Below are 16,111 nucleotides of genomic sequence, written 5' to 3'. Positions count from 1 at the left end.
CCGCAGTGCGGCTGGCGCGATAATCGACAATACCGGGGCGCGGCGGGTTCGCCGCGTCGATATCGGGAGAGGCGAATGCGCTTCGCCGCAGGCATGGCAATCTTCGCGGCGGCGCTGACCGTGCCGCTGGCGCTTCCGATCGGCGCCGCCATCGGGCTGGACCGGCCGGTCCGCGATGACCTGACCCCGAAGGATCTGGCCCGTGTCCGGGTGGTCACGGCCCCGACCAGCGACTTCACCAGACCGGAAGATTTCGAGGCGATGCCCGGCGGTGGCGCGACCTCGACCAAGCTCGTCAATCGCGATTCCTTCAGCCAGGTGTCGGCCAACCAGACCTTCGCCGGCGAAGACCGCTTCAAGCTGGGCAATGCCCTTTTCCGCAAGCTCTGGGTGTCCTCGCCCTCCTCGACCGAGGCGTCCGATGGTCTCGGGCCGCTGTTCAATGCCCGCTCCTGCCAGAGCTGCCATATCAAGGACGGTCGCGGCCGCCCGCCCCGGCCCGGCGAAGACGCGGTCTCCATGTTCCTGCGCCTGTCGGTGCCCCCCTCGACGGAAGAAGAGCGCCGCAAGCTCGCCACGCACGAACTCAGCCGCATTCCCGAGCCAACCTATGGCGGCCAGTTCCAGACCTTCGCCACGCCGGGCCTGAAGCCCGAGGGCCGCGTCGTCATCGACTATGACGAGCGCGACGTCACCCTTGCCGACGGCACCAACGTCTCGCTGCGCCACCCGACCTATTCCGTCGCCGATCTCGCTTATGGGCCGATGGCCGGGAATGTCCTGATGTCGCCGCGGGTCGCCCCGCCGATGATCGGGCTCGGCCTCGTCGAGCAGATCGAGCCCGCCGACATCCTCGCCTTCGCCGACCCGAACGACTCCGATGGCGATGGTATTTCCGGCAAGCCGTCCATGGCGCGTGACCCGAAGACCGGCGAGCCGGTCCTCGCCCGCTTCGGCTGGAAGGCGACCATCCCAACCATAGAGACCCAGACGGCCGAAGCCTTTTCCGGCGACATCGGGATCTCGACACCGCTGGTCACCGATGCCTTCGGCGAATGCTCGATTGCCCAGACCGTCTGCCGCGACGCGCCCTCCGGCGTGCAGCCGCGCCTCGGCGAGGTGGAGGCGCCCGATCCGATCCTCGGGCTCGTCACCTTCTATTCGCAGAATCTCGCGGTCCCGGCCCGGCGCGACGTCGATGCGCCGGAGGTCCTGAAGGGCAAGCAGCTCTTCTACGATGCCGGCTGCGCCGCCTGCCACACGCCGAAATTCGTCACCTCGCGCAATGCCGAGGACAAGGCGCTGCGCTTCCAGCTGATCTGGCCCTATTCCGACTTCCTGCTGCACGACATGGGTGACGGCCTTGCTGACGGCCGCCCGGTGGGCGACGCGAACGGCAAAGAATGGCGCACCCCGCCTCTGTGGGGCATCGGGCTCACCGAGACCGTCAACGGCCACACGATGTTTCTGCACGACGGCCGCGCCCGCAATCTGACCGAAGCGATCCTGTGGCATGGCGGCGAAGGCCAGGCCGCGCGCGACGCCTATGCTGCGATGGACAAGGCCGACCGCGACGCGCTGCACGCTTTCCTGGAGTCCCTATGATCGCCTCTCTGTCCCGCCGCGCGCTTGTCGGCCTTGCGCTCCTGTTTGCCGGCGCCACGGCCTCGCACGGCCAGGAGGACGGCACGGCCGAGCCGTCCCGCGCGACGGAGGCCGAGAAACTGGCGGTCGTCGCCAACGCCATCGACGGCTTCATCCGGCCCGGCTATGCGCGATTCCACGACCACGCCGCGGCCGCCGCGAGCGCCATGGATAGTCTCTGCAGCGAACCGGGCGACACCACGCTGCAGGACGCCCGCGACCGCTTCGCCGATCTCGCGGCGAGCTGGTCGCGCATCGAGTTCGTCCGCTTCGGCCCGGTCATGGCCGACAACCGGCTGGAGAAGATCCTGTTCTTCCCCGACCGCCGCGGCATCGCCCTCCGCCAGATCCAGGGCATTCTCGGCGGCGAGGACGAGACAGCGACCACGCAGCAGCGCCTCGCCGACAAGTCGGTCGCCGTCCAGGGGCTGGGTGCGCTGGAATTCGTCCTGCACGGGACGGATGCCGAGACGCTCGCAACGGATCGGGGCGGCTTTCGCTGCATCTACGGCCGCGCCATCGCCCGCAACCTTTCCTCCATCGCCGGCGAACTCGACGCCGCCTGGTCCCCGGACGCTGGTATAGCCGCCCGCCTGACGGCGCCGGACGCCGCCGATCCGGCCTGGCGCAGCGCCGAGGATTCGCTGCAGGAAATCGTCGGCATCTTCATTCATGGCTTCGAGGCGATCCGCGACCTGCGGCTGCGCCCGGCAATGGGCGAAAGCGCCGAGGCTGCGAAGCCCAATCTCTTCCTGTTTCGTCGCTCCGAACTCGCGCTGGCGTCCCTGCGCGCCAATTTCGCCGGCATGAACGACCTTTTCGCCGCATCGAAGCTCGCTGCCCTCCTGCCCGCGCCGCAGGCCTATCTGGCAGATTCGATCCTGTTCGAATTCGCCAACGCCGACCGCACCCTGTCCGAACTCGCGCCGCCGCTGACGGACGTCGCAAGCGAACCCGACAAGCGTCAGGGGCTGACCTATCTCCTGATCGTCACCGACAGTTTGCAGAGCCAGTTCGCCGAACAGGTCTCGCCCATTCTCGGCCTGTCCGCCGGCTTCTCGGCCCTCGACGGCGATTGAGGGGCGCTCACGCCGAACCAACGCAGGCGCTGCCCATGGCAGGCGCCGGGAATTGTCTCATGTCCATCCGCCCGCATCCCGCCAGCCGCGGCATCCTTCTCGACCGTCGGCGCTTTCTCGCCGGTGCCGGAGCCGCCTTCGTCGGGGGCTTGACTGCCCGTTCTGCCGCTGCACTTGAGCGAACCGACGCCCTGTTCGGCGCCTCCTGCCGCCGGCCGGACGGCAGCTATGGCTGTGCGATCTTTTCCGAGCGCGGCGAGATCGTCTCGACCGTCTCCCTGCCCGATCGCGGCCACGACGTCGCCTACGATCCCGTCCGTCGCCGCGCGGTGGTCTTCGCCCGCCGCCCGCGCACCTTCGCCATCGTCTTCGATCCCGTCAGTGGCGAGACACTCCAGACCCTGACCTCGATCGAAGGCCGGCATTTCTTCGGCCACGGCTTCTTCTCGCCCGACGGCGCGCTGATGTACGCCACCGAAAACAACTACGACGCGGCGCACGGCGTGATCGGGGTCTACGACGTCGCGGCCGGCTACCGGCGCATCGGCGAGTTCGATTCCCACGGCATGGACACCCACGAGGCGCTGCTGATGCCCGACGGAGAGACCATCGTCGTCGCCAATGGCGGCATCGAGACCCACCCCGATTACGGCCGGCAGAAACTGAACCTTGCCACCATGGAGCCGTCCATCGCCTTCATCGATCGGCGCAGCGGCGACCTTCTCGACCGGCAGCTGCTGCCCTCGCATCTGCACAAGCTGTCGCTGCATCACATCGCCGTCGATGCGCAGCACCGGGTCTGGTTCGGCGGCCAGTATCAGGGCGCATCCGGCGACGCGCCGCCGCTGGTGGGCTTTGCCGAAGCCGGCAGGCCGTTGGCCCTCACCGCCATGCCGGAAACCGATCTCGCCGGCCTCGGCAATTATATCGGCTCGGTCGCCACCAGCCGCGACGGCGCCCGCGTCGCGGTCTCCTCGCCGGTCGGCAATACGATGCTGATCCTCGAGGCCGCCACGGGCGACATCCTCTCCCGCCATGCCCTGCGCGACGGCTGCGGCCTCGCCGCTGCCGGTTCCGGCTTCATGGCGACCAGCGGCGCCGGCGACATCGTCCGTCTCGAAGACGACGACACCCCGACCCGGGCCGACCTCGAATGGGACAACCACATCCTGACGCTTGACGCGGTGGGCTGACCCGGCGGACGATCCTCCTTCGCAATCAAGGAGGTCACGTCCATGTCCCTGCTCGTTCCCGTCATCCTCGGCTCGGTGCGCACCGAACGGCAGGGCATCAAGGCGGCGAAATTCGTCATCGCGAAGCTGCGCGAACGTGGGCACGAACCGGTGCTGGTCGACCCGATGGAGCTCGACCTGCCGCTCCTCGACAGGATGTACAAGGAATATCCGCGCGGCGAGGCACCGGAGAAGCTGGAGCGGCTGGCCGACCTCTATCGGCGGGCCGACGGCTTCGTCGTCGTCAGCGCCGAATACAACCAGTCGGTTCCGCCGGCGCTGAAGAACACGCTCGACTATTTTCTCGAGGAGTATTTCTGGCGCCCCTCGACGATCGTCTCCTATTCCGCCGGCCGGTTCGGCGGCGTCAGGGCGGCGATCGCGCTGCGCCCGATCCTCGCGGAAATGGGCATGCCCAGCCTGCCGTCGATCCTCGCCATTCCCTCCATCGGCAAGTCGCTGGGCGAGGACGGCGCCGCCACGGAGGACTGGATCGACCGCTCGGCTGCAAAATGGCTCGACGAATTCGAATGGTACGCCACGGCGCTGAAGGCCAAGCGCGAGGCCGACGGCACCCCGTCCTGAGCCAGGCCGGCAGTAACTTCCCCTCGTCATCGCACTCTGCCATGATCGCCCCGGATGCAGGGCCATGGTCGGGAGACGGACGATGCCGGGTCGGCTGACATTCTACCACAATCCACGCAGCCGGGCCGCGATGGTCCGGTGGATGCTCGAGGAAGTCGGCGCCGAGCACGACATCGTGCCGATCGATTTCGAAGCGGGCGACAATCGCCGCCCGGACTTCCTGACAATCAATCCCATGGGCAAGATCCCGGCGCTGGTGCTGGACGACGGCACCGTGATCACCGAGACGCCCGCCATCATCGCCTGGCTCGCCGATGCCTATCCCGCCGCCGGCCTCGCGCCCCGTCAGGACCGCCCCGAGCGCGGCAGCTATTATCGCTGGCTGTTCTTCGGCGGAAGCTGCTTCGAACCGGCGCTGACCGAGACGATGATGCGCAAGGATGCCGTCCCCCTGTCGAAATCCACCGTCGGGTGGGGCTGCTACAACGACGTGATCGACACGCTGGAAGCCGCATTGTCGCGCGGCCCCTACCTGCTGGGGGAGCATTTCTCCGCCGCCGATCTCTATATCGGCGCGCAATTGAGCTGGGCGGGCATGATCGGCGCACCCCGTATCGGCGACAGCACGCCCATCCAGGCCTATGTCGAGCGAGTCATCGACCGCGACGCCTTCCGGCGGTCGATGCGTCCGCTCTGACCCGTCTCACACCGCCGGAGCGCGGCTCGCCTCGGCCAGGAACGTCCAGACATAATCGGCGAAGGATCGCCAGCACTCGATCTCGAAGCGCTGTTCGCCGGTCCGCCACAACACAATCTCCGCCTTCGACAGCACCGTGCGGCTGCAGGCCCCGACCGGAAAACTGACCGGCCGGATATCCTGCGGACAGCCGGCGGCAACGACCGCTTCGGCGGCCGGCCCGTGGGCCACGATCGCGACATTGCGATGGGAAATATCGACCACGGCGATACCGGAGACCGCGACGAGCGACTCGGCCAAGGGCCCATCCGACGCGGCGAGGGATTCCGCCGCCTCGCTCTCGTCAATAATCAGCCATTCGTCCGGTCCGAGCCAGAGCGCCGATACGCCGCCCTGCCGGGCGCTCGTCTTCGGCCGCACGGGCAGTTCCAGGCCGAGCGCGGTACCGGCGACGGCGATGGCATCGCCCCTCGCCCGCAGGATCAGACGGCGGCGTGGCGCGGCCGGAACCAGCGTCACGCCGGGCCCGCTGGCCTGGCGACCGTCGAGCGGCGAGAGCCGCCGCGGCATGTCGCCGGTCCTGCCGGCCCCATGCGCCGGCGTTGCCCCCTTCGGTCCATCCGTCTGCGCATCAACCATGCAGTCGCTCCCCGTCCGGATCGAAGAACACCGGCTCCGTCACTTCCACCGCGATCGTCTCCGTAGGCATGGGCACGTAGAGGGTCTGGCCCACCAGCCTGCGCCCGTCCTTGACCATCGCCAGCGCGATGGACCGCCCCAGCGTCTGCGAGCGATAGGCCGAGGTCACATGGCCGAGCATCGTCATCGGCACGCGCTGGTTCAGGTCGGCAACGAGCTGCGCGCCCTCTTCCAGAACCGTCAGCGGATTGGCGGTCTTCAGGCCGACAAGCTGCTTGCGGCCCGGGCCCGAGAGGTCCGGTCGCTCCAGCCCGCGCTTGCCGACGAAATCCGCCTTCTTGCGCGACACCGCCCACGCCATGCCGGCGTCGGCCGGCGTTACCGTCCCGTCCGTCTCCTGGCCGACGATGATGTAGCCCTTCTCGGCCCGCAGCACATGCATGGCCTCGGTGCCGTAGGGCTCGACGCCCAGGCTGCGTCCCCGTTCGCGCAACGCATCCCAGACGCTGCGGCCGTAATCCGAAGGCACGTTGATCTCGAAGCCGAGCTCGCCGGTGAAGGACACCCGGAACAGCCGGCAGGGCAGACCCATGAAGCGGCATTCGGCGACGGACATATGCGCGAAGGCGTCCGGCCCGATGTCCAGCCCTTCGACGAAGGGCGCGATCAGGTCCCGCGCCCGCGGCCCCTGCACGGCGATCACCGCCCATTGCTCGCTGATCGAGCTTGTCCAGACTGCCATCTCCGGGAATTCGGTCTGGCGGTAATCCTCCATGAGGTTGAGCACGCGCGGCGCACCGCCCGTCGTCGTGGTGACGTGAAAGCGGTCCTCGGCGATCTTCGCAACGATGCCGTCGTCGATGATGAAGCCGGCCTCGTTCAGCATCAGCGCATAGCGGCACTTGCCCACGGCGAGCCGCGACAGCGGCGTCGCATACATCAGATCGAGAAACGCTCCCGCATCGGGGCCGACCAGTTCGATCTTGCCGAGCGTCGAGGCATCGAAGAGACCCGCCGCCTCGCGCACTGCGCGGCATTCGCGGTCCACCGCCGCGTGCTTGTCGGCGCCGCGCGGGAAATACCAGGCGCGCTTCCACATGCCGACATCCTCGAAGACCGCGCCGTCTGCCGCCGCGCTCTCGTGGATCGGCGTCTGCCGGGTCGGATCAAACAATGCCCCCTGTGCAAAGCCCGCAATGGTGCCGAAGGACACCGGCGTGAAGGGCGCGCGGAAGGTGGTCAGCCCCACCTCCGGCATTGGCCGGCTGAGTGTCTCGGCCGCGACCCCAAGCCCGTGAATGTTCGACGTCTTGCCCTGGTCAGTCGCCATCCCGGTGGTGGTGAAGCGCTTGATATGCTCGACCGACCGGAAACCCTCGGCGACCGCGAGACGGATGTCGCGGGCCGTCACGTCGTTCTGGAAGTCGACAAAGGCCTTCACGGCCTTGCCTGGACCGGCCGCCGGCGTCGCCCCGGCCATGCCGCCCCCGAACCCGGCCGCGCCGTCAACCGTGACCGACTCCGCCGCAGCGTCATCACCGCCAGCGGCGGCGCGACCGGCGCGGCGTGCGCCCGCAATGGTTTCGGCGAGATCGAACTGGCCGGCAGCCGCCCCGACGCTGACGCAGGCCTGCACCGGCTCGGAGGGCACATAGGCCTGCAGGTCGGCGTCGAAGGCGAGCTTGCCGCGCGATTGCGAGAACAGATGCACCGACGGCGTGAAGCCGCCCGACATCAGCAGCGCATCGCAGTCGAAGCTGCGATTGTCGTGGCCCGAGCGCAGCTCCTCGATGGTGATCCCGCGGATCCGGCGCCGGCCGCGTACGCTCTTCACGCCATAGCCGCAGAGCACCTCGATGCCCTCAGCCCGCGCTGCGCCCGTAAGACCCGCCCCCGGTTCGTCGCGCAGATCGACGATGGCCGGCACGTCCACACCGGCGCGCTTCAGATCCAGCGCCGTGGCATAGGCGGCGTCATGGGCTGTGAAGACGCAGACCCGCTCGCCCACCGCGACGCCGTAATGGTTGAGATAGAGCCGCGCCGCACCTGCCAGCATGATTCCCGGCCGGTCGTTGTCCGGAAACACCAGCGGCCGCTCGATGGAGCCGGTCGCCAGCACCACCTGTTTCGCCCGCACCTGCCACAGCCGCTCGCGCGGCAGGGCCGGGTCAGGCTGCGCCAGATGCTCGGTCACCTGTTCGCAGAGCGCGACCATGTTGTGATTGTAATAGCCGAAGGCGGTGGTGCGGGGCATCACCCGCACATTCGGCATCGCCGCGAGACGGGCCACCGCATCGGCGACCCAGTCCATCGCCGGCACGCCGTCGATCGTCGTGCCGCTTTCGGCCCGCAGCCAGCCGCCGAAACCGGCATTCTCGTCGCAGATCAGGACGCTTGCCCCGCTCGCGCCGGCCTCGAGCGCCGCGGCAAGACCCGCTGCGCCCCCGCCCGCAACGAGCACGTCCACATGCGCGAAGCGATTGGCGTAAGTGTCGGTGTCGGGCGCATCCGGCGCCCGGCCAAGCCCCGCGGCGGCCCGGATATAGGGCTCGTAGACCCGGTGCCAGAAGGTCTTCGGCCACATGAAGGTCTTGTAGTAGAAGCCCGCCGTCAGGAAGCGCGAGAACAGACCGTTGACGGCGCCGACATCGAAATCGAGCGACGGCCAGCGATTCTGGCTGACGGCCTCCAGCCCGTCATGGAGCGGCTGCATGGTGGCGCGGATATTGGGCGTGCGCCGTGCCGCGTCGCGGCGGATCTCGACCAGCGCATTGGGCTCCTCCGGCCCCGAGCCGACGATGCCGCGCGGCCGGTGATACTTGAACGAGCGGCCGGTCAGATGGATGCCGTTCGCCAGCAGCGCCGAGGCCAGCGTGTCGCCTTCGCGGCCCGCATAGCGCTGGTCGTCGAAGCTGAAGGCAATGCGCCGGGCATTGCCGAGACGGCCGGCCTCGGGAAGTCGCCGCGACGTCATTGGCCCGTCTCCCTGCCACCGACATTGAGCCCGTCGGCGCCGATGGTTGCCGGCGTGGCGCCCGCGCCGAGAGGATCGAGGGCAAGGCCATGCTCGGCGGCGATGTCCGGCTTCGGCTCGCCGGCCTTGTAGAAGGCGAGAAACCGGTCGGACACGGAATGCCGGGCGGCGTTGAAGAAGCGACCGCAGCCATGCACATGCCGCCAGCGCTCGAACACCACGCCGCGCGTGTTGGTGCGCAGATAAAGGGATTCCGCGACCGCCCGCCCGGCGTCGAGCTCCGCGGAGGGCCGCGCGATATGCGCTTCGCCGGCATGGCGGAACTCCGGTTCCGGCCGGTCGTCCTCGCAATAGGGGCAGTGGATCAGCAGCATCGTCCGCCTTTCCGCGCTAGTGGGCGACGGCGGCCGCGGCCGCCTCGTCGATGAAGCGCCCGGTCTCGTAGCGGTCGAGGCTGAAGGCGGCATTGATGGGATGCGGCTCGTCCCGCGCGATCGTGTGGGCGAAGACATGCCCGGAGCCCGGCGTCGCCTTGAAGCCGCCGGTGCCCCAGCCGCAATTGACGTAGAGCCCCGGCACGGGCGTCTTCGACAGGATCGGCGAGCGGTCCGGCGTCACGTCGACGATGCCGCCCCAGGTCCGCAGCATCCGCATGCGCCGGAAGATCGGGAACATCTCGGCGATCGCGTCGAGCGTGTGGTTGAAGATCGAGAGGCTGCCGGTCTGCGAATAGGACGGATACTGGTCGGTGCCCGCCCCGATCACCAGCTCGCCCTTGTCCGACTGGGAGACATAGGCGTGGACGGTGTTCGACATCACCACGCAGGGAAAGCACGGCTTCACCGGCTCGGAGACCACCGCCTGGAGCGGGAAGCTCTCGATCGGCATGCGCACGCCGGCCATGTCCATGACGACGGAGGTGTTGCCCGCCGCCACGACGCCGACCTTGCGGGCGCCGATGAAACCGCGCGAGGTCTCGACGCCCGCCACACGGCCGTCGGCGCTGCGCCGGATGCCGGTGACCGTGGTGTTCTGGAGGACATGCACGCCGCGGGCCGAGGCCGCGCGGGCATAGCCCCAGGCGACGGCGTCATGCCGGGCGGTGCCGCCGCGCCGTTGCAATGCGCCGCCGATCACCGGATAGCGCGTGTTCGTCGAGATGTTCAGCGGCGGGCAATAGGCCTTGCACTCGTCCGGCGTCAGCCATTCGTTGTCGACGCCGTTCAGCCGGTTGGCGTGAATGTGGCGCTGGGCGCCCTGCCGGTCGTGCTCGTTGTGCGACAGCATCAGGACGCCGCGGGGCGAGAACATGACGTTGTAATTGAGGTCCTGGGAGAGGCCCTCCCACAGATTGACCGCGTGGTCGTAGAGCGCGGCGGATTCGTCATAGAGATAGTTGGAGCGGATGATCGTGGTGTTGCGGCCGGTGTTGCCCCCGCCGAGCCAGCCCTTCTCGATCACCGCGATGTCGGTGATGCCGTGCTCCTTGGCGAGATAATAGGCCGTGGCCAGCCCATGGCCGCCGGCGCCGACGATGACCACGTCGTAGGTCTTGCGCGGTTCGGGCGAGGCCCATTGCTCGGTCCAGCCGGAATGGCTGCGCATCGCTTCGCGTGCCAGCGCAAAGGCCGAAAATCGTCGCATAATTCGCCCCGCATCCGAATGGCGCACGATCAAGGACACCGTCCGCCCGTCAGGTGTAGCGCCGCCCTGCCCGCTGGAGCAATGGCCGCACTCCTCATGTCTAGCGGGGATCGCGCCGCACCATGCTCCGATTGCGACGGCCGGTGACGCAGCGACGAAATGCCGGCGGCGACGGCGCGGGGTCCGCGATCGCCGCCGGCCCTGGCGCTCTTACATCACCGGTCGGCGGGACCGGCCGACGAAACCGCCGGCCGCGCCGACCAGCAGCCCGAGCAGCAATGCGACGAAGGCACCGAAGGAGGCGGAGGACACCACCTGCGCCGCCTCGGCCGCGGCGCGCCGGGCATCGCGCTGCGCCTCGTCGAAACGCTGCTGGAACGCCTGCAGCCGCTGGCGCGCCTGCGCCGTCGGGATGCCCGCTCCGTCGGCAATCGCCTGCACGGCGGCCGTGCGCTCGTCGGACGTGGCATCCTCGGCAAGTCCGGCGGCGATCGTCGTCACCGCGCCGGCAAGATCGACAGACCCGGCCGGCGCAGCGGGGCTCGCTACATTCGCCTCACCGTCGCCCGCCACGCCGTCTTCGCCGTCAGGTCCTGCGGCGTCGGTCGCCGCCTGCGGGGCCGGGGCGGCCGCCGCGCGATCGAGAAGCTGCGCGACCTCGCGGCGGATCGGATCGGGAAGCCCCGAATCCGATCGCGGTGCGGCCGTGGCGGCGGCCTGGGTCAGCCCCTGAATCGAGCTGCCGATCGCACCGAAGGCGCCGCCCACCACGGCCGAGGCACCGCTGGTCAGGAGAAACACCACCACCAGCGTGGAAGTGGCCCAGGTGATGACGCCGTGCAGAACTGCATCGGTTCGAGAGACGCTGCCGGACAGGCGGCCGGCAGTATAGGCGCCGACGAACAGGCCGATCAGGACCACCGCGATGGTCCACAGCCCCCCGGCGGACAGGAGCGCACCTGCATCCCCGGCGGCGGCAGCCTCGATGCTGGAAAGGCCGATGCCCAGGCCCAGCAGGCCGAGCATGAACTGCAGCGCCATCGCCAGCAGCGAACCCGCGACGATCGCCCCCCAGGAGATGCGCGGCAAGGCCTGTGCAGAGGCCGAAGCCATTGTCCGCTCGCGTCGAATGTCACTCATGTTATGTTGTGTCCCGCTCAGGTGGCCTAGGGTCAGTTTCGCAACCCTAGGCAATTTTGCACTGCACTTGAAGCAGCGAAGGCTGCGCGGGCGCATATACTCTTGGTGGATACGATATCCATCGTGAAATCGCGATTGCCTGCCGGCCCCTGTTCTGGGGCGGACACGGCGAGACCGATGCAACATGGCCGGAACACCGGCGGGTGGGCGAAAGGACGGAGAAACCAGGAATGAACGGATTTCCACGCAAGCTCGCCATCGGCCTCGCCGCCGGCCTCATCGCCGTATCGGCCACGGGATCTGCCGCGGCAAACAGCGATACGCCCCGGATCGCACTCGCCAACATCTACTATCTCGATACGTCCGGCGAGCCGGGCGACAGGACGGCGGAACATGCCGCACGGATCGCGCTGTTCGAATCGAAACTCGGCGAGGGCCTCGCCGACCGCGCTGCCTACGAGGTCGTCGCGCTGACCTGCGGCCAGCCCGAATGCAGCGTCGGCACGCTCAGTGTCGAAAAGGCGGTCGAGGCCGCGGCGGCGCTCGAGGTGGACTATCTCCTGCTCGGGGCCTTCCAGAAGGTCTCGACGCTTGTCGGCATGGGCCGCGTCGACATCATCGACATCGAGGATCGCAGGGACGTCTTCAGCCGCGTCCTCTCGTTTCGCGGCGACACCGACGAGGCCTTCGTCAGGGTCGCCGACTTCGTGGTGACGAATGTCTCCCAGGCCGATTTCGATGCCGCTGGCCCCGGTCCCGCCGGCGCTGCGAACCGCTGACGCGATTCGGCACGGCCAGTGTGGCCGGACGACCTCGACAAGAAGGCGATCATCTGCTATCGGCCAGCGCGCTTCGAAGCAACACGCTCCGCGGCACAGCTTTTCTCGTCCCTATACGGCCCGTCCACACTTCAGAAACGGAACACCCCTGTGCAGGTAGTTGTACGCGACAACAACGTCGACCAGGCGCTTCGCGCGCTCAAGAAGATGATGCAGCGCGAAGGAATCTTCCGCGAAATGAAGATGCGCGGCGCGTTCGAGAAGCCCTCCGAGAGGCGGGCCCGCGAGAAGGCCGAGGCGGTCCGCCGCAGCCGCAAGCTGGCCCGCAAGCAGGCCCAGCGCGAAGGCCTGCTGGCCGGCGGCCGCGTTCACTAAGCAGCCGTAATTTCGACCGTTTTGGCGATTCAAGTGCGGCGGCCGGCCTCCGGCCGCCGCCTTTCGTCGTTTGCGGCGCAACCGCATGCATGGCATAGGACAGTTCGGTTTGCCGTCGCGCGGGGCGAGCGTCCCAGGCGATCCGAACGTCCGAACCGTCTCTTGAGGAACAGTCCGTCGATGCCGCAGCTTTCCCACCCGATCGCCCTTCACCCGGCCGACCATTGCGCGCCGCATGAACCCGCCGGTCGCGCGGCTGGACTTCTGCGGGCAACCGCGGCGCTCGGGCTGATCGCGATTCTCTCCGCCTGCCAGACCGCCGACGGCCCCGCCGTGACCGCGATCGCGCTCGACCAGAACCAGGGTCTCGAGCAGAACCTGGCTTCGCTCAGCCAGACGGTGGACGCCAATCCGCGGGACCCCGAAGCCTACAATGTGCGCGGCACCGCCTATGGCCGCGCCGGCAACTACAAGGCCGCGATCGCCGATTTCACCATGGCGTTGCAGCTCGACCCGAATTTCCATCAGGCCTATGCCAACCGCGCGCTGGTCTACCGTCAGACCAACGAGCCGCTGAAGGCCGTCGAGGACTACAACGCCGCCCTGCGGATCAACCCGAACTACGATTCCGCCTATATCGGCCGTGGCAATGTCTACCGCGTGGCCGGTCGCAACCGCGAGGCGCTGGCCGACTTCCAGCGCGCCATCGACCTGAACACCACAGACCCGCGCGCCTATCACAATCGCGGCCTGCTCTATCAGAAGGACGGCCAGCACAAGCAGGCGATCGAGGACTTCTCGACGGCCATCTCGCTGCAGGCCAACGCCTCGGAGCCCTATTCGGGACGCGGCGTCTCCTATCTCGCCCTCGGCGACGAGGAGAATGCCTTCACCGACTTCAATACCGCCCTGAAGCTCGACGACACCAAGGCCGAGTACTGGACCAACCAGGCGCTGGTCTATGAGCGGCGCGGCGAGACCAAGCGCGCCTTCCAGTCCTATGCGCGCGGCGCGCAGATCGACCCTAAATACGTGCCGGCCAAGGACGGCATGGCCCGCACGCGCGGCGGCAACGCCGCCTGATCAATACGAAGCCCGGCCGCGCAAGCGGTCGGGCCGGCTCTCCCCGGCGATCGGGAGAGCGTCCGTGACCTCCGCGATCACGGCCATTTCAAAATGACATCATCCGTCACGGAACAGGAAGGCTCCTGCGCTGTTCTCCCCGGCGAACGGGACAGAACAATGCAAGGAATGCCCTTATGATTTCCAGAATTTCGAGCCTCGCCATCGCAGCCACGCTCGCCGCGGCACCGTTCGCCGCAACCTCCGCCCAGGCGGCAGAAGTGAAGGCCGGCGTGCTCGGCTGCCACAGCGACGGCGCGACGGGCTTCATCGTCGGATCCTCCGAGGATCTGGTCTGCGAGTTCACGCCGGCCGGTGACGGCCCCGTCGAGCTCTATGCCGCGACCCTCGACACCTTCGGCCTCGATGTCGGCGTCACCGGCCGCACGGTCATGACCTGGGCCGTCGTCACGGCCGACGGCTACACCTACCAGCCGAACGGCCTCCAGGGCACCTATGTCGGCGCCACGGCGGATGCCTCGACCATCGTCGGCGGCGGTGCCAACGTGCTCGTCGGCGGCGCGCAGGACAGCTATTCGCTGCAGCCGGTCAGCGTCCAGGCGCAGGAAGGCATTAACGCCGCGATCGGCGTGTCGAAGTTCACGCTGACGCCGGCCGAGCCGGTCGTCACCGAGCCGGCCACGGTCGCGGTTCCGGCCGTCCCGGCAGGCCCGGGCGAAGTCCGCCCGAAGTAAGCCGCCCGACCCACGGTCCAGAAACGGAAAAGGCCCTGCCGGCATCGCCGGCAGGGCCTTTTCACATGGGCAGAGCGAAGGGTCGCGAAGACCCTAGTCGTTCAGCGACTTGACGATGTCCTCGACCATCTTCTTGGCGTCCGAGAACAGCATCATCGTGTTGTCCTTGTAGAACAGCGTGTTGTCGATGCCGGCATAGCCGGAGCCGAGCGAGCGCTTGATGAACAGGCAGGTCTGCGCCTGGTCGACGTTCAGGATCGGCATGCCGTAGATCGGCGAGGCCTTGTCGTCGCGCGCCGCCGGGTTGGTCACGTCGTTGGCGCCGATGACGAAGGCGACGTCGGTCTGGGCAAACTCGGAGTTGATGTCCTCCAGCTCGAACACGTCGTCATAGGGCACGTTGGCTTCTGCCAGGAGCACGTTCATGTGCCCGGGCATGCGGCCCGCCACCGGATGGATGGCGTATTTCACCTCGACGCCCTCTTCCTTCAGCTTGTCGGCCATTTCGCGCAGCGCGTGCTGGGCCTGTGCCACCGCCATGCCGTAGCCCGGGACGATGATGACCCGGCCGGCATTCTTCATCAGATAGGCAGCGTCCTCTGCCGAGCCCTGCTTGACCGTGCGGTCGCCCAGATCGTCGGCCCCGGCCGGACCGCTCTCGCCGCCGAAGCCGCCGAGAATGACCGAGATGAACGACCGGTTCATGCCCTTGCACATGATGTAGGACAGGATGGCGCCGGACGAGCCGACCAGCGCACCGGTGATGATCAACGCCAGGTTCTGCAACGTGAAGCCGATGCCCGCGGCGGCCCAACCCGAATAGGAGTTGAGCATCGAGACGACCACCGGCATGTCGGCGCCGCCGATCGGCACGATCAGCAGCACGCCGAGCGCCAGCGCCACCAGGACGATCAGCCAGAACATCACGTGGCTCTCGGTCACGGCAAAGCCGATGACCAGCGCCACCATGACCACGCCGAGCGCGATGTTGATGAGATGGCGCGACGGCAGCATGATCGGCTTGCCGCTCATCCGGCCGTCGAGCTTCAGGAAGGCGATGATGGAGCCCGTGAAGGTAATCGCACCGATCGCCACGCCGATCGACATCTCGACCAGCGCCTGGCCGTGAATGGCGCCGACCGTGCCGATGCCGATGGCTTCCGGCGCATAGAGCGCCGCGGCGGCGACCATCACGGCGGCCAGACCGACCAGCGAGTGGAAGGCTGCGACGAGCTGCGGCATCGCCGTCATCGGAATGCGCTTGGCGACGATCGCGCCGCCGGCACCGCCGATGGCGATACCCAGCACGATCAGCACCAGGCTACCGAAGGACGGACCGGCCAGAAGCAGCGTGGTGACGATGGCAATGGCCATGCCGACCATGCCGAACATGTTGCCCTGACGACTGGTCGTCGGGTGGGAAAGGCCCCGCAGCGCGAGGATGAAGAGCACCCCCGAGACGAGGTACAGGAAGGCGGCGAAATTCTCTGTCATCGGTCGCTACCG

General features: G+C 68.0%; 15 protein-coding genes. 9 read left to right on the top strand and 6 right to left on the bottom strand.

Annotation, left to right across the window (positions count from 1 at the left end; translation table 11 throughout):
• Positions 1-75: 75 nt before the first annotated feature.
• The 5 genes from J3367_RS01715 (at position 76) to J3367_RS01695 (ending at position 5,237) form a co-directional block, all read left to right on the top strand.
• Positions 76-1,605 (top strand): di-heme oxidoredictase family protein, encoded by a 1,530-nt coding sequence (locus J3367_RS01715; RefSeq protein WP_024349023.1) that lies wholly within the window; start codon positions 76-78, stop codon positions 1,603-1,605.
• Complete coding sequence (locus J3367_RS01710) at positions 1,602-2,723, top strand: imelysin family protein (protein ID WP_421460079.1); 1,122 nt, start codon at positions 1,602-1,604, stop codon at positions 2,721-2,723. The genes J3367_RS01715 and J3367_RS01710 overlap by 4 nt, the downstream gene beginning before the upstream one ends.
• A gap of 59 nt (positions 2,724-2,782) precedes the next feature.
• Complete coding sequence (locus J3367_RS01705; protein WP_024349025.1) at positions 2,783-3,916, top strand: DUF1513 domain-containing protein; 1,134 nt, start codon at positions 2,783-2,785, stop codon at positions 3,914-3,916.
• A gap of 42 nt (positions 3,917-3,958) precedes the next feature.
• Positions 3,959-4,540 carry an NADPH-dependent FMN reductase gene (locus J3367_RS01700; protein WP_024349026.1) on the top strand — a complete coding sequence of 194 codons (582 nt, stop codon included), beginning with the start codon at positions 3,959-3,961 and terminating at the stop codon, positions 4,538-4,540.
• 82 nt (positions 4,541-4,622) lie between these two features.
• Positions 4,623-5,237, top strand: coding sequence for a glutathione S-transferase family protein (locus tag J3367_RS01695; protein WP_024349027.1), 615 nt, complete (start codon positions 4,623-4,625; stop codon positions 5,235-5,237).
• Positions 5,238-5,243: 6 nt separating this feature from the next.
• On the opposite strand, the gene J3367_RS01690 is transcribed toward J3367_RS01695, so the two are convergent.
• From J3367_RS01690 to J3367_RS01670, 5 genes are all read right to left on the bottom strand, one after another.
• Positions 5,244-5,807: a sarcosine oxidase subunit gamma gene (locus J3367_RS01690; protein ID WP_024349028.1), complete on the bottom strand. Its 564-nt coding sequence runs from the start codon at positions 5,805-5,807 to the stop codon at positions 5,244-5,246.
• Positions 5,808-5,868: 61 nt separating this feature from the next.
• Positions 5,869-8,850 (bottom strand): sarcosine oxidase subunit alpha family protein, encoded by a 2,982-nt coding sequence (locus J3367_RS01685; RefSeq protein ID WP_024349029.1) that lies wholly within the window; start codon positions 8,848-8,850, stop codon positions 5,869-5,871.
• Entirely contained in the window at positions 8,847-9,224 is a 378-nt protein-coding gene (locus tag J3367_RS01680) for a sarcosine oxidase subunit delta (protein WP_024349030.1), read from the bottom strand. The genes J3367_RS01685 and J3367_RS01680 overlap by 4 nt, the downstream gene beginning before the upstream one ends.
• 16 nt (positions 9,225-9,240) lie before the next feature.
• Positions 9,241-10,494 (bottom strand): sarcosine oxidase subunit beta family protein, encoded by a 1,254-nt coding sequence (locus J3367_RS01675; protein ID WP_024349031.1) that lies wholly within the window; start codon positions 10,492-10,494, stop codon positions 9,241-9,243.
• 210 nt (positions 10,495-10,704) lie between these two features.
• A complete protein-coding gene (locus J3367_RS01670; protein WP_155898365.1) occupies positions 10,705-11,634 on the bottom strand; it encodes a hypothetical protein in 930 nt (309 codons plus the stop codon).
• 230 nt (positions 11,635-11,864) lie between these two features.
• Between J3367_RS01670 and J3367_RS01665 the strand changes: the two genes are divergently transcribed.
• The 4 genes from J3367_RS01665 to J3367_RS01650 all read left to right on the top strand — a co-directional run bounded on the left by J3367_RS01665 (position 11,865) and on the right by J3367_RS01650 (position 14,605).
• Positions 11,865-12,413 carry a DUF2380 domain-containing protein gene (locus tag J3367_RS01665; protein ID WP_024349033.1) on the top strand — a complete coding sequence of 183 codons (549 nt, stop codon included), beginning with the start codon at positions 11,865-11,867 and terminating at the stop codon, positions 12,411-12,413.
• A 150-nt stretch (positions 12,414-12,563) separates the two neighbouring features.
• Complete coding sequence (gene rpsU, locus J3367_RS01660) at positions 12,564-12,788, top strand: 30S ribosomal protein S21 (RefSeq protein WP_421460319.1); 225 nt, start codon at positions 12,564-12,566, stop codon at positions 12,786-12,788.
• A 180-nt stretch (positions 12,789-12,968) separates the two neighbouring features.
• Positions 12,969-13,871: a tetratricopeptide repeat protein gene (locus J3367_RS01655; protein WP_228238072.1), complete on the top strand. Its 903-nt coding sequence runs from the start codon at positions 12,969-12,971 to the stop codon at positions 13,869-13,871.
• Between the two features lie 176 nt (positions 13,872-14,047).
• The gene (locus J3367_RS01650; protein ID WP_024349034.1) at positions 14,048-14,605 is read left to right on the top strand and encodes a DUF992 domain-containing protein; all 558 of its coding nucleotides are present in this window, start codon (positions 14,048-14,050) and stop codon (positions 14,603-14,605) included.
• Between the two features lie 93 nt (positions 14,606-14,698).
• Here the strand turns inward: J3367_RS01650 and J3367_RS01645 are convergent, their stop codons facing one another.
• On the bottom strand, positions 14,699-16,099 hold the full coding sequence (locus J3367_RS01645) for an NAD(P)(+) transhydrogenase (Re/Si-specific) subunit beta (RefSeq protein ID WP_024349035.1): 1,401 nt from the start codon (positions 16,097-16,099) through the stop codon (positions 14,699-14,701).
• Between the last annotated feature and the right edge of the window lie 12 nt (positions 16,100-16,111).

The sequence above is a fragment of the Aurantimonas sp. NFXS3 genome, from assembly GCF_049132005.1.
Classification (GTDB): Bacteria; Pseudomonadota; Alphaproteobacteria; order Rhizobiales; family Rhizobiaceae; genus Aurantimonas; species Aurantimonas coralicida.
Note: the sequence above shows the minus strand (reverse complement) of the source record. Positions and strands in the feature narration are given on the sequence as shown.

Excerpts from the sequence above, each read along its gene's own strand:
- J3367_RS01715 (WP_024349023.1), top strand. The coding sequence starts at position 76 with ATGCGCTTCGCCGCAGGCATGGCAATCTTCGCGGCGGCGCTGACCGTG.
- J3367_RS01710 (WP_421460079.1), top strand. The coding sequence starts at position 1,602 with ATGATCGCCTCTCTGTCCCGCCGCGCGCTTGTCGGCCTTGCGCTCCTG.
- J3367_RS01705 (WP_024349025.1), top strand. The coding sequence starts at position 2,783 with ATGTCCATCCGCCCGCATCCCGCCAGCCGCGGCATCCTTCTCGACCGT.
- J3367_RS01700 (WP_024349026.1), top strand. The coding sequence starts at position 3,959 with ATGTCCCTGCTCGTTCCCGTCATCCTCGGCTCGGTGCGCACCGAACGG.
- J3367_RS01695 (WP_024349027.1), top strand. The coding sequence starts at position 4,623 with ATGCCGGGTCGGCTGACATTCTACCACAATCCACGCAGCCGGGCCGCG.
- J3367_RS01690 (WP_024349028.1), bottom strand. The coding sequence starts at position 5,807 with ATGCCGCGGCGGCTCTCGCCGCTCGACGGTCGCCAGGCCAGCGGGCCC.
- J3367_RS01685 (WP_024349029.1), bottom strand. The coding sequence starts at position 8,850 with ATGACGTCGCGGCGACTTCCCGAGGCCGGCCGTCTCGGCAATGCCCGG.
- J3367_RS01680 (WP_024349030.1), bottom strand. The coding sequence starts at position 9,224 with ATGCTGCTGATCCACTGCCCCTATTGCGAGGACGACCGGCCGGAACCG.
- J3367_RS01675 (WP_024349031.1), bottom strand. The coding sequence starts at position 10,494 with ATGCGACGATTTTCGGCCTTTGCGCTGGCACGCGAAGCGATGCGCAGC.
- J3367_RS01670 (WP_155898365.1), bottom strand. The coding sequence starts at position 11,634 with ATGAGTGACATTCGACGCGAGCGGACAATGGCTTCGGCCTCTGCACAG.
- J3367_RS01665 (WP_024349033.1), top strand. The coding sequence starts at position 11,865 with ATGAACGGATTTCCACGCAAGCTCGCCATCGGCCTCGCCGCCGGCCTC.
- J3367_RS01655 (WP_228238072.1), top strand. The coding sequence starts at position 12,969 with ATGCCGCAGCTTTCCCACCCGATCGCCCTTCACCCGGCCGACCATTGC.
- J3367_RS01650 (WP_024349034.1), top strand. The coding sequence starts at position 14,048 with ATGATTTCCAGAATTTCGAGCCTCGCCATCGCAGCCACGCTCGCCGCG.
- J3367_RS01645 (WP_024349035.1), bottom strand. The coding sequence starts at position 16,099 with ATGACAGAGAATTTCGCCGCCTTCCTGTACCTCGTCTCGGGGGTGCTC.